The organism is Sorangium sp. So ce295, assembly GCF_051527405.1.
GTDB classification, from domain to species: domain Bacteria; phylum Myxococcota_A; class Polyangia; order Polyangiales; family Polyangiaceae; genus Sorangium; species Sorangium cellulosum_B.
On sequence record NZ_CP150324.1, the window covers coordinates 3,890,018 to 3,903,507 of the forward strand.

Genomic DNA, 13,490 nt, shown 5'->3' on the forward strand with positions numbered 1-13,490 from the left:
TGAGATGGCTCTCTCCACGCCGTGTCGTGGGTGACTTTTCAATCGCGTCGCTGCGCGGCGCCGCGCGGCTGGCAAGCTCATGGCTGAAGAGAGGCCGGACTGCCCCAAGTGGGGCGAACTGCCCCGTGCCGGCGATGTCAGAAGGGCAGAACTAGCGCTATCGGGCGGAGGACGGTGCGTGTGTACGCCTGTGACGGACGCCGTCCAGAGCGCCAGTCGCCAGCGTCCGATCGGGCCCGCGCTCGCGCTCGGGGCGCTGGAGGAAGGGCTCAGTCGTCGCTGGCGCCTTTCGGCCGTTCGGTCGTGCGCGCGACGGGCGGTTCGATCGGCCGTTCGATTCCGAGCCGCCGCAGCTTCCGGTAGAACGTCGCCCTCGACATGCCCGCCTCGCGCGCGGCCTGGAGCGCGTTCCAGCCGGTCCGCTCGAGCGCGGCGAGCAGCGCGGCGCGCTCGTCGCGCGGCGGTCGCGGCGCGCCGCGGCCGCCGCCTTCCTGCGCGCGGGGCAGGTCCACGTCGTCGGGGCCGATCCTGCGGCCGTCGCACAGCACGACCGCCTTGGTGATCACGTTCTCCAGCTCGCGCACGTTGCCGGGCCAGCCGTGCTGGCCGAGCCGCCGCAGCGCCTCGTGGGACAGCTGCGGCGCCGGGCGGCCCAGCTGCTCGGCGGCGCGGCGCACGAAGTGGAGCGCGAGCTCGGGCAGGTCCTCCAGGCGATCGCGCAGCGCGGGCAGCCGGATCTGCACCACCGCGACGCGGTAGTAGAGGTCCTCCCGGAAGCGCCCGCGCGCGGCCTCGGCCAGGAGATCGCGGTTCGTCGCGCAGACGAGGCGGAAGTCCACGCGCACGGCCTCGGCGCTGCCCACCGGGCGCACCTCCCGCTCCTGGAGCACCCGCAGCAGCTTCGCCTGCACCTCGAGCGGCATCTCGCCCAGCTCGTCGAGGAAGAGCGTGCCGCCGCGCGCCGCGACAACGAGGCCGGTCCGGTCCCGGTCGGCCCCCGTGAACGCGCCGCGGACGTGGCCGAAGAGCTCCGACTCGAGCAGCGCGGCGGGGAGCGCGGCGCAGTTGATCCCCATGAACGGGCCGCTCTTCCGCGGGCCGGCGAAGTGGATGGCGCGCGCGACGAGCTCCTTGCCGGTGCCGCTCTCGCCCGTCACGAGCACGCTGACCGGCGCCTCGACCACGCGGTCGAGCGTCGCGAACACCGCGCGGAGCGCGGGGCCGCGCCCCACGATGGCGCCGTAATCGTAGCGGTGCTCCAGGGCCTGCTGGCGGACGAGCACCTGCTCCTGCAGCCGGTCGATCTCGGCCGCCTGGCCGCGCAGGAGCTCCTCGACGCGGCGGCGCTCGGCCTCGAGCTCCACGGTGCGGCGGCGCAGGTCGTCGACGAGCCGCGCGTTGCGCAGCGCGAGCGCGACCTGGTCGGCGAAGGCGAGGAGCAGGTCGACGTCCTCCGGCGCGAACCGCGCGCGCCGGAAGCGGTTGTCGAGGTAGAGCGCGCCGAGCACGCCGTCCGGCGAGCGGATCGGCACGGCGATCACGGACCTGAGCCGCATCGCGTGCACCGACGCGTGCTCGTGGAAGCGCGGGTCCTCCTGGGCGTCCACGGTGACAACGGGCTCCTGCGTCGCGATCGCGCGCTCGGCGATGCCGTAGCTGAACTTGAGGTGGCTCCTGCCGACCTTCTCCCGGTCGACGTTGCGCGCGACCGCGACGCGCAGCTCGCCGCCCGGCTGCTCGATCAGCAGGAACCCGCGCTCCGCGGCCGTGAGGTCGATCGCGGCGTCCATGGCCATCGCGAGGATGTCGGCGATCTCGACGGAGGAGTTGAGCCTGCGGAACACCGCGAGGAGCCGCTCGAGCTTGGCCGTGCGCTCGGCCGTCGGCGGCGCCGCGGCCTCGGCCGCCGCGGGCGCGCGCGCCGGCTGCGCCGCGCGGCGCCGGGGGTGGGTCCAGAAGGCGTGCTGCAGCGTCTCCGGCAGCGAGCGTGCCATGGCGGTCCAGGCGGCGGCCGCGCGCTCCCGGTGCGCCGCGGCGGCCTCCGGCTCGCCTGCGAGCTCGTGCGCTTCGGCCAGCGCCAGGCGGACGTCCGCGGCGAGGTCGGGCTGCGCCGCGCGCTCGGCGAGGCCCAGGGCGCGCTCGAGGCGCTCCCGGGCGGCGGTGAGGTCCTGACTGAGGTCCTGACCGACGTTGGGCTGACCGAGGTTGGGGGTGCCCTGACCCAGGTTGGGTTGACCGAGGTTGGGGGTGCCCTGACCCAGGTTGGGTTGACCGAGGTTGGGGGTGCCCTGACCCAGGTTGGGTTGACCGAGGTTGAAACCGCCCTGGTCGGAACCACCCTGACCCAGGTTGCCGTCGCCCTCGCCGTCGAGCAGCGCGAGCCGCCCCTCCAGCAGCGCCGCGCGCGCCCCGAGGTCGGGCGCCTCCCGGGCGGCGTCGTGCTCCCGCGCCCGGCCCAGCGCGGCCCGCGCGTCGCCTACCGCGCCCCGCGCGAGGTGGGCCCGGCAGAGCTCCAACTCCTCCTCCACCACCTCCCGCTGCGCCCCTTGTGCCTCGAAGCCGCGCCGCGACCGCTCGAAGCAGCGCGCCGCCTCCTCCGCGTCGCCGGCCGCGAGCGCGCAGTCCCCGAGGACCGAGGCCGCCGCCGCCGCGAAGAACGGCGCGCCCCGCCGCGCGGCCTCCGCCTCCACCCGCGAGGCCACGCGGGCGGCCCGCTCGAACGCCCCCACGTCCGCCCAGAGCTTCGCCAGATCGAAATCGAGGACGAGGACCAGGTCCGCCTGGCCCAGGGCGGAGGCGAGCCGCGCCCCGCGCTCGTAGGCGGCGAGCGCTTCCCCGAGCTCGCCCGACTGGTGGCACGCCGTACCCACGTTGAGGCTGCAGCGCGCCACCAGGTCGCCGAGCCCGTGCTCCTCCGCCGTCGCCAGCGCCTGCCGGTACCCGACGAGCGCCGCCTCGACCTCCCCGGCCCGGAAGGCGTCGATCGCCTGGTACGACAGCGCCCGCACCAGCGCCCTCGGCGCCCGCCGATCGCGGTGCAGCCCGGCGGCGAGCCCGAGGTGCAGCCCCGCCAGCCGGCGCTCCCCGAGGTAGCTCGCCGCGACGCCGACGTCCTCGTGGAGGCTCGCCAGCACCTCCGGCTCGTCGCACCACGCGAGCGCCGGCTCGGCGCGGGCCCGCGCCTCCGCGTGGGATCCGAGCCGCAAGAGCGCCCGGCTCGCCAGATCGGCGAGCCCCGCGCGCTCGCGCGGCGTGGATGATGATGATGACGACGCCGAGCCCTCCCCGCCGGCCTGCTCGCTCCGCTCGGCCTCGTCGAGCCGCGCGAGCGCCGCCGTGGGGTCGCCCAGCTCCAGCAGGCACGCGCCGAGCCGGACGAGCGCCTGCGCGCGCCGCGCGCCGAGCCCTGCGGCCTCGTCGCTCGCGAGCAGGTGCTCCAGCACCTCGCGCGCCCGCGCCGCGCGGCCGACGCGCTGGAGGGTGGACGCGATCTCGAGCCGCGCCTCCGCCGACGTCGCCACCTCGAGCAGCGCCTCCGCGGTCGCGCCCCACGGCCTCGGATCCGCCTCGCGCTCCGCGCTGCGCTCGAGGAACAGGCGCTCGGCGGCCGCCGCGTCGCCCGACAGCGCGAGGTGCAGCACCCGCTGCTCGGCGTGCGCCGGGAGGGCGGCTGCCGCCCGCGCGTGCGCCGCGCGGACCACCTCGCCGCCGAGGGCGCAGAGGAGGGCGGCGAGCGGCCCGGCGCGCGTCAGCGTCCACCCCCCTGCGGTGCGCGCGGCGACGCCGCGGGCGGCGAGCTCGGCCAGGTGCGCGACCGGCAGCCCGAGCGGCGGCAGCTCCTCGTCGGCGACCGCGCCCCCCTGCACGGCCAGCGTCGCCACCGCGTCCCGCAGCGGCCGCCCGAGGCCTCGCAGCCGCAGCGCGTAGCGCGCGCTCGCCCCGGGCGTCGTCGCGTCGAGCCCGGCCACGTCCCCGCTCTCGGCGAGCCGCCCCGCGATCACCACGAGATCGGCGGGCCACCCCGCGCTCGCGCGCAGCACGACCTCCGTCGCGTCGCCCAGGCCGATGTCGTCCATCCAGCGCTGCACCGCCTCGCGCCCGAGCGGCGGCAGCGCGACCTCGCGCGCGCTCCGCCCCGCCTCGGCGGCCACCGCGGCGAGCGGCGCCCGGCCGCCGCCGTGCGGGACGCGCTCGGCGGCGAGGAGCAGGACCGGATCCTCGGGGCCGAGCAGGCGGGCGAGCGCCTCGAGCATCTCCCGGTCCGCCCCGCTCACCTCGTCGGCGTCGTCGAGCACGAGCACCAGCGGCCCGGCCCCCGCCCCGGCGTGGCCTCCCCGCGCCCGCGTCAGGCGCTCGTGCGCGCGCAGGGCGCCCAGCGCGCCGGCGGGGAGCGCCTCCTCGCCGGTCGCGCGGCGCAGCATCGAGGCCACCGGCGCGCTGGCCCTGGCGAAGCCCTCCACGGCCTCCATCCGGAGCTCGGCGCTCCACGTCGCCTCGCGCAGGAGGCGGCTCTTCCCGCAGCCCGGCTCCCCGGCGATCACGCAGACGCGCGGGCCGCGCTCGCCTCGCTCGAGCGCGGCGAGCGCCTCGTCGACCGCGCGCATCTCCGCGTCGCGCCCGACGAGGTGGGGCGGCTCCGGCGGCGGCGGGGCCAAGGCGCGCGGCGCGGCGCCCACCCAGTCGAGCACCTCGCCCGCGTCGGCCGGGCGGTCGCGCGGCTCGGACCGCACGAGGCGCTCGACGAGCGCGCCGATCGCCTCCGGCAGCGGCTCCGCGAGCAGCGGCGCGATCGCCTCGAGCGTGCGGCCGAGCGAGAACAGGTCCGCGCGCCCGTCGGCCGGCTCGCCGCGGATCACCTCGGGCGCGAGGTAGCCCCGGGTGCCGGAGACGCCCTCGTCGGGCCTCCCCCCGAGCCGCGCCGCGCAGGACAGGTCGATCAGGACCGCGCGCCCCGAGGCCGAGACGAGGATGTTGGCCGGCTTCACGTCGCCGTGGCGGATGCGCGCGCGGTGGAGGAACCGCAGCGCGTCGAGCACGTCCACGATCGCGGCCCGCGCCTCCTCGAAGCGCCGGCCTGTCACGTACTCGTCGAGCGGCGCGCCCAGCACCGCCTCCGACGTGAAGTAGAAGCGCGGCTCGCCGGTCTCCCGGACCATGCCGAAGTCGAGGACCCGGACCAGGTGCGGATGGAAGAGCCCCGCCAGCATCCTGAACTCGCCGCGGAACGCCGCCCGCTCCGCCGTGCGCGCGTGGCCGAGCAGCTTGAGGCACAGGTCCCGCCCGAGCGCCTCGTCCCGCGCGAGCCACGCCGTGGCCAGGCCCCCCCGCCCCAGGGGGCGGATCAGGCGGTAGCGGCGGGCGAGCAGGGTCCCTTCGGCTTGGCTCACCCGCGCAGTGTCTCACGGATGTGCCATCTGAGACAGTGAGACACTCAATGAGACACTTGTGCCTCGCATTTCACGATGATTTCCGTCCTTTTTCATTCGGCACCAGGTTTGCTCTAATGGCTGGCATGGCGATGCGGACGACATACGGACACCGAGGACGGCGGGGCGCGCGCGTCGCGACGCTCCTCGGAGCGCTCGTTGGCGGCTGTGTCGTGAGCCCGCAGCCGAGCCCGCCGGTCCACGAGCCGATCCTGGACACAGGGCTCGTCGGCGTGTCGTCGGGCGACCCCCAGGTCTTGCGGCAACAGGTCTTCCTCAAGGGCGAGCCTGGGGCGGTCGAGCCGGCGGAGGGCGTGGTCGTGGTGACGAACCTCGACAGCGCGGACGCGCCCGTCATCGCGGAGATCAACCGCGACGGCAGCTTCCTGGCCACGGTGGACGCGTCGACGGATCAGGTCCTGCGGATCCAGGTGAAGCAGGGCGAGCGCCGGTCGGAGCCGGTGGACCTGCTGCTCGCGGGGGAGCCCATCGAAGCGACGCAGACGATGCTGGCGCACCTGCCTTGCCTCACGATCGAGCCCGCCGCGTGGGTCGTGCTCGAGGCCGGCGGGAGCGACGTCGTCGTCCGCAATACGTGCGCCGAGGAGGTGTCCATCGGCGCGCCGCGCTTGCGCCGCGGCGCGGGGCCGTTCGGGGTCAGCCCGGCGGAGGCGTTCGTGGTGACGGCGGGTGAGTCCGCCGCCGTCACGGTGCGCGCGGACGGCGAAGGGGTCGAGCGCGAGGACGTGCTCTTCCTCGAGGTCACGGCGCCCGAGCCCGGGCGCCGCGTCCTGACACTGACGCTGCCCGACTGAGCGGTCGGGGAGACGAACATCGAACTCACGCGCCGCGCTCGACGTACTGCGGGCGGCGCGAGGCGCCCTTCCTCTGGAGGGGAGGGGCTCGTGGATGTCTATTGCCTCGCCGGTGACGGCGGGGCTCTTTTGGAGGAACCCATGAACGTCCAGAATCGTATCAAGAGCAGCCGTATCGGATCCTTCCTCTGGCTCGCGCTGTCGATGCTCCCGCTCGCCGTGGGCTGTCAGGTGGAGATCGCCGACGACAGCACCGCCACCGACTCGGCGGAGGTGAGGGGCGGCGGCGGGCAGGGCAAGGCCTGCGGCGGCCTCCTCGGCCTCTCCTGCAAGAAGGGCCTCTTCTGCGACTACGAGCTCGACGCCATGTGCGGCGCGGCCGATCAGACGGGCACCTGCCAGGCCATCCCCAAGGCGTGCACGAAGGAGTACAGGCCGGTCTGCGGCTGTGACGGCAACACGTACGGCAACGAGTGCATGGCGAACGCGGCGGGCACGTCGGTGTCGTCGGTCGGCGAGTGCGCGCCTCCTCCGGGGGACGTCTGCGGCGGCCTCCTCGGCCTCTCCTGCAAGGACGGTGAGTTCTGCGACTTCGCGCCGGACGCCCAGTGCGGCGCGGGCGACATGACGGGCACCTGCCTGCCCACGCCGGGCGGGTGCACGAAGGAGTACGCCCCCGTCTGCGGCTGTGACGGGAACACGTACGGCAACGCCTGCATGGCGAACGCGGCGGGCGTGTCGGTCGCGTCGAAGGGCGAGTGCGCGCCGCCGCCTTCGGAAGGCAAGGCGTGCGGCACCCGCGGCGGCTGGACGTGCGAGAAGGGCGAGTTCTGCAACTTCCCGCCCGAGGTCGAGTGCGGCGCGTGGGACGGGCCGGGGGTCTGCACGCCCATCCCGGAGGCGTGCACGTTCGAGTACAACCCGGTCTGCGGCTGCGACGGCCAGACGTACGGCAACGCCTGCGCCGCCGCCTCGGCGGGCGTGTCGGTCGCGTCGAAGGGCGAGTGCGCGCCTGCTCCGGGGACGTTCTGCGGCGGCATCGCGGGCTTCGCCTGTGGCAAGGGCGAGTTCTGCAACTACAGCATCGAGGCCATGTGCGGCGCGGCCGATCAGACGGGCACCTGCGAGACCATCCCGGAAGCGTGCACGGAGCAGTACGACCCGGTCTGCGGCTGCGACGACACCACGTACGGCAACGAGTGCTTCGCGCACGCGGCGGGCGTTTCGGTCGTGTCGCGCGGCGAGTGCGCTGAGCGCCGGTTGTAAGGGGACACCGAGGGCGCCGTCCGCGCCGCGCGTCGCGTGACACCCCCCTCGCGCGACGCGCGGCGCGGCGGCGCCGCCCTTGACCGGCTCCGGGCCGGTTCCCTAGCATCCTGCCGCGCATGAGCGCCGCTCCATCCCAGACAGCGTCGACGCTCCTCCTCGACGAGCACTTCGAGGCCGGCGACGACCGGTTCGTGGACGAGGTGCTCGCCTCGGAGGCGGGCCGGAAGCTGAAGGCGCTCGCCCCGCGCTGGTACGAGGACCGGCGCCCGTTCGCGCGCCGCGCGCTGCTCCGCTACATCGACGACGGCTGCGACCGGCCGCACCACCGCGGCCTCGTCAAGGTCCTTTACAAGCTCGCCGAGCAGGCGGGAGACGACGAGATCGTCGGCCGCTTCATGGTCGCCTTCGATCGCCTCGTCCGCCGCAAGCTCGTCAAGGTGACCCGCTACGACTGGGTGACAAGGACCTCCAGCGACGAGCCCTGCCTCGTCAGCGACACCGGCGTGCCGGCCAGCCTCCCGCAGGGCGACGTCGCGTCGCCGCGCTTCTCGGTGCGGACGCGCCATTACCTGCGGCGCCGCGCGTTCCGCTACTTCCGGCGGCTCGGCCGGCGCGACGCCGCCCGCTACGGCCGCGCGATCCGCGCCGCGCTCGCGCTCTACCGCGACGAGCACCTCGACAGGCCCGAGCGCCTGCTCGACGCCTGGGGGCTGCTCCACGCGCTCTACTGGGGCTCGCCCGCCCTCGAGCGCCTCCCGCGCGGCGTCCGCCTGGCGGAGGGCGCCGCCCTCGCCGAGCTCGAGCCCGCGCCGATCTACCCCGACGCGTGGCAGGGCGCCTTCGACGAGGTGCTCGGCCTGGTCACGGCCGCGAGGAGCCGCACCGTCCGGGCGTTCGCCGTCGGGCTGCTCGAGCGCGGCTACGCCGCCGAGCTCCGCGGCCTGCCGCTCGCCCGCGTGCGCGCGCTCCTCGAGAGCCCGCACGACGAGGTGCAGACCCTCGCCGCCGGCCTGCTCCGGCAGATCCCGGGCCTCGGGAGCCTGCCGATCGCGGACTGGCTCTCGCTGCTCCAGACCGAGAACGCCGCGGCGCTCGCCTTTCTCTGCGAGGCCGTTGTCGAGCATGTCTCGCCGGCGCGGCTCTCGCTCGCCGAGTGCGTGGCGCTCGCCTGCGCGCGCGCCGCGCCGGTCGCGGAGCTCGGCCTCCGCTGGGCGAGGACGAAGCCCGTCGAGACCGCCGCCGATCTCGACACCCTCGCGCGCCTCGCGACCGCGGTTGCCCCCCGGGTGCGGGAGGAGGCGGTCGCGTGGCTCGTCGAGGTGCTCGGGCGCTCGCCCCACGGCCGTGCCGAGCACGTGCGCGATCTCCTGGACTCCCGTCACGAGGACGTCCGCGCCCGCGCGCTCGAGCTCTTCGAGGCCGACGCCCGCTTCCGCGACGACACAGGCCTGTGGGCCGCGCTGGCCGAGACGCCCCACGCCGATGCCCGCGCGTTCCTGATCCGGCACCTCGCCGCGCGCAAGGCGGCCTTCTCGCCCGAGGCGCTGCGGCACGTCTGGGCGGCGGCGCTGCTCGCCGTCCACGGGGGCGCGCGCGACAAGCGCGCGGTCGTCCGGCAGATCGCGGATCGCGTGGTCGCCCGGCCCGGCGAGGCGGACGCGCTCCTGCCGCTGCTCGGCGTCGCGCTCCGCAGCGTGCGCGCGCCCGAGCGGCGCGCCGCCCTCGGGGCGCTCGCCCGCGCCGCGTTCCGCGCCCCCGCGCTGCGCGACGCGATCGCGCGCAGGCTCCCCGAACTCCGGCTGTTCGAGGGGGAGGACGCGGCGTGAGCTTCGATCTCCGCTACCTCGGCGCGAGCGGCATGAAGGAGCTCGGCGGCGGCGCCGCGCTGAGCTTCGCGCCCAACCTCGCGCGCCCCAGGGTCTTCTTCGACGGCGAGCTCGCGCGGCCGGTGCGCTTCCGCGAGGCGATCAGCGCGCTCCACGACGTTGTCGTGGGCGACCTGCGGCGCCTGCCGAAGGATCGCTCCGCCCACGAGGCGTGGAAGCAGCAGGAGGCCGAGCGCGAGGCCCGGCTCCGCCGGGAGCTCCACGGCGAGGCCATGAAGGCCGAGCTCGCGCGCCTCGGGAGCGCGCCGCGGCCGCCGAACCTCGAGGCCGACTTCCGGAAGATGCACAAGCTCTACTGGGGGGCGCGCGTCCGCTGGGCCAGCGAGCTCGCGCGGAGCGACCCGCAGCTCTTCCGCCACCTCGTCCCCTGCGATCCGGTCGTGACCGTCGCGCCCGATGTCGTCTTCTTCGAGTGCTTCTCCAAGGACGAGTCGAGCTACGGCTGCCTCTCGGTCGATCGCGACGCCTTTCGGGGCGCGCAGGACGCCGGCCTCGGCACGACGAACGTCGACTACTCGCTCGCGCTCTACGAGCACTTCCAGACGCTCCGCAGCTACCGGCCGACGCGGCTCCTCGTCGATCCGACCGGCTTCGAGGTCGCGGTGGAGGGCCGCGGCGACTACCGCGAGGAGAAGATCGATCTCCCTCCCTCGTGGCTGCGCGGCTTCGGCCAGCTCCAGGCGGCGATGTGCCTGCCGTGCCGGAGGGTCGACGTCCCCGTGGAGGCTGTCTACTCGCTGCTCGCGCACCTCGATCGGCACCGCGAGCGCACGGGCCCGCGCAGCCTGCGCTTCCAGCTCGCGCCGGGCAAGGCGCCGATCCTGGTGCTCGACCCCTGGGGCGTCTCCATCCCGTGCCGCGGCGTCACCTGCGACGACGTCCACGTGGCCGTGGGGCCCGCGGCGGGCGAGGGAGGGCTCGGCCCGTACCGCTCCGGGGCGCCGAGGGGCGCGCCGACGGCGGAGGCGACCGAGGAGATCAAGGTGTGGGGGAGGCGCCGCCTCTCGGTGCTCGCGCGGCTCTTGCCGCTCGCCGATCGCATCGAGGTGCGGCTGCTCGGCTCCGGGCTGCCGAGCCTGTGGATCGTCTTCATGGGGGAGATGCGCTTCACGCTCGCGCTCTCGGGCTGGACGGCGAACGACTGGACCGCGGGCTCTCACCTCGACGTCATGGCGGACGCCTTCACCCCGGACGCGCAGCTGACGGACCGCGTCGCGCGCCACCTCGAGATGGTGCGGCGCGCGTCCTACGGTGAGCTCGCCGTGTCGATGGGCGCGCTGGACGGCGCGCTCCGCGGCGCGCTGCACCTCGCCGCGAAGCAGGGGCAGGTGGTTTACGACCACGCCGCGGAGTGTTATCGCTGCCGCCCGGTGATGCCGGTCGCCCTCTCCGACGCGCTGCTCGGCCCCGAGCCCCCGGAGCTCGCGGAGGGCCGGCGCATCGCCCAGGGCGGGGTGGAGATCGCGCGGGAAGAGACCCTCTCCGGCGGCCGCCGCGTCGTCATGGCCAGGGCCAAGGCGACGCGCTGCGAGCTGCTCCTCGACACCGACGGCGCGATCAAGAAGGCGAAGTGCAGCTGCTCGTACTTCTACAAGAACCGGCTGCGCGCGGGCCCGTGCCGGCACCTGCTCGCGGTCAAGCTCCACCTGTCCGGCCGCGGCGACGCGGCGCCGTCGCTGCAGCCTCCGGAGCCGCCGGGGCAGGCGGAGGCCGGCTCGCGCGGCCCGCGGGCGCCGACGGCCGCCCCGCGAGGCGAGGCCGTGCCGTTCCCCGCGGAGCTCCTCGTCGAGATCGAGCGCGCCGCGGCGGCCCGGCGGGCGGGGCTCGCGGAGGTCGTCGAGGCGTCGTGGGATCTCGCGTTCGAGCGCATCCAGGGCTGCCGCTCCTGGGTCGAGGCCCTCGCGCTCGGCGGTCCGGAGGCGGAGCGGGCGCTCCGCGCGCGCGAGCTCCGCGCGCCGGTCGTGAGGACCCTTCCGGTCCACGCGGACGTGCTGGCCGAGATCCGGCGCGTTGCTGACCAGTTCAAGGCGAGCCCCGCCGCGGTGGTGGGCCTCGCTTGGCTCGTCGCCAGGCGATCGACGAAGTGAGGTTCACCCAGCATCCGAGTGTCCAGCCCTGCAAGGAGATCCGTCCGCTCGAGCCCAACATGCTGCGGCGCTCCGCCGTGGTGGAGGTTGTTCTTCCATGCATCCCCACCCCCGATGTTCTTTGGGCGCCTTTAGCAGCTGTGCGGGTCCACTCAGAGGGACCTGACGGTCCTGGACCCGCACAGCTGCCCGGCGCCTGGGTGATCGGGCGTGGTCACGAGCAAGTAGTCGGGCGGGCGGGCCTCCTTGGAGGGCTGGACCGGGTGCTGTCCACAGGAACGGTCGAATGGGCTTCTGGGATAAGCTGAAGTCGATGCTCGGCCTGGGCGGGGCCGAGCAGGGCGAGCGAGCGCCGGGCGGGGCCGAGGCGGCGCAGGCCAAGGCGGCGCAGGCCGGGCCCGCGGCCGCGGCGCAGCAGGCGGCCCGCGCGGGGCAGCCCCGCGCCGCGGCGGCGGGCGCCAAGCCGCGCCCCGCGGACCCCTACGACGCCGGCGGGATCCTCGGCCTCTCCGCGGACGAGCTGCGCAGGCGCGCGCTCAAGATCAACCCGCGCCTGACGGCCTGGATCGGCCGCGTGGACACGATCCCGCCGCAGAGCGACGAGCGCACCGCCCTCATCGATCGGGGCCTCGTCCTGCGCGGCCTGCTCACCGAGGCGCAGCTCGCCGAGATCCACCGCGTCGGCGATCTCTGGCTCAGGCACAAGGACGCCGCGGCGCTCGCCGGCACCATCGCGGCGCGCTCGGCCGACGAGGCGATCGAGCGGCTCAAGCGCGAGAAGCTCGCCCGCAAGGAAGAGAAGCGGCGCCAGAGCGCCGAGCGCAAGCGGCAGCGCGCCGAGGCGGTCGCGCGCCGCCGGGCCGAGGACATCATCTTCCTGGGCACCGACGTCTCGGCGGGCCTCGCGGACCGGCGCTCGCACGTCGAGTCGCTCGCCCAGCGCGGGCTGCCCGTGCTGTCCACCCCGGCCGACCTGGCCGCGGCCCTCGGCGTAGCCGTCCCGCGCCTGCGCTGGCTCTGCTTTCACGGCGAGGCCGTCGAGCGCCCTCACTACGTGTACTTCGACGTCCCGAAGCGCTCGGGCGGGACGAGGCAGCTCGCGGCGCCCCACGCCTCGCTGGCCGCGGCGCAGGCCTGGGTCCTGCGCGAGGTCCTGGAGAAGCTGCCCGTCGAGGAGCCCGCGCACGGCTTCGTGAAGGGCCGCTCCACGGTCACCAACGCGCGCCCGCACACGCGCCGCGACGTGGTCGTGAACCTCGATCTGTCCGATTTCTTCCCGACCATCACATTCCCGCGGGTGCGCGGCGTCTTCCATCGGCTCGGCTACTCCCCGGCGGTGGCCACGCTCCTCGCCCTGCTCTGCACCGAGCCGCCGCGGCGGCCGGTCGAGTACGACGGGCAGCGCTACTGGGTCGCGGTCGGCGATCGCGCGCTGCCGCAGGGCGCCTGCACGAGCCCGGCGATCTCGAACCAGGTCGCGCGGAAGCTCGATCGCCGCCTCGCCGGCATGTGCGCCCGCGCGGGCTTCACCTACACGCGGTACGCGGACGACCTCACCTTCTCGGCGCCACCGGGCAAGCGCGGCGACATTGCAATGCTGCTCGCCCGAGTCCGCCACATCGTCGAGGAGGAGGGGTTCGCCATCAATCCGGCGAAGGGCCGTATCCAGCGCGCCGGCGGTCGGCAGGTGGTGACGGGCGTCGTGGTCAACGACAAGCCCTCGGCGCCGCGCGAGGAGGTGCGCCGCCTGCGCGCGATCCTCCACGAGGCGAAGAAGACAGGCCTCGCCGCCCAGAACCGCCGGGGTGTGCCGGACTTCGAGGCGCACCTGCGCGGCAGGATCGCCTATGTGCAGATGATCGACCGCGAGAGGGCCGCGCCGCTGCTCGCGGCCCTCGACGCGCTCACGGGGTGAACGCGGGCGCATCTTCGTGCCGCGTCGTTCGGCTAGCTGCGTGGTACTTTCGTACGCCTCACTCGCCTGCCTGGTGCTCGGCAAGCCTCGTC

At 75.2% G+C, this 13,490-nt stretch carries 6 protein-coding genes; 5 read left to right on the forward strand and 1 reads right to left on the reverse strand.

Features of this window, described 5'->3' with window-relative positions:
- Window positions 1–269: 269 nt before the first annotated feature.
- The gene (locus WMF11_RS14920; protein WP_437977919.1) at window positions 270–5,387 is read right to left on the reverse strand and encodes a sigma 54-interacting transcriptional regulator; all 5,118 of its coding nucleotides are present in this window, start codon (window positions 5,385–5,387) and stop codon (window positions 270–272) included.
- Window positions 5,388–5,599: 212 nt separating this feature from the next.
- Between WMF11_RS14920 and WMF11_RS14925 the strand changes: the two genes are divergently transcribed.
- From WMF11_RS14925 to WMF11_RS14945, 5 genes are all read left to right on the forward strand, one after another.
- Window positions 5,600–6,241 carry a hypothetical protein gene (locus WMF11_RS14925; protein WP_437977920.1) on the forward strand — a complete coding sequence of 214 codons (642 nt, stop codon included), beginning with the start codon at window positions 5,600–5,602 and terminating at the stop codon, window positions 6,239–6,241.
- Between the two features lie 141 nt (window positions 6,242–6,382).
- A complete protein-coding gene (locus tag WMF11_RS14930) occupies window positions 6,383–7,507 on the forward strand; it encodes a Kazal-type serine protease inhibitor domain-containing protein (RefSeq protein ID WP_437977921.1) in 1,125 nt (374 codons plus the stop codon).
- Window positions 7,508–7,626: 119 nt separating this feature from the next.
- Window positions 7,627–9,336, forward strand: coding sequence for a hypothetical protein (locus tag WMF11_RS14935; RefSeq protein WP_437977922.1), 1,710 nt, complete (start codon window positions 7,627–7,629; stop codon window positions 9,334–9,336).
- Entirely contained in the window at window positions 9,333–11,483 is a 2,151-nt protein-coding gene (locus WMF11_RS14940; protein ID WP_437977923.1) for an SWIM zinc finger family protein, read from the forward strand. The genes WMF11_RS14935 and WMF11_RS14940 overlap by 4 nt, the downstream gene beginning before the upstream one ends.
- Window positions 11,484–11,769: 286 nt before the next feature.
- Complete coding sequence (locus WMF11_RS14945; RefSeq protein WP_437977924.1) at window positions 11,770–13,398, forward strand: reverse transcriptase family protein; 1,629 nt, start codon at window positions 11,770–11,772, stop codon at window positions 13,396–13,398.
- The last annotated feature ends 92 nt before the right edge of the window (window positions 13,399–13,490 follow it).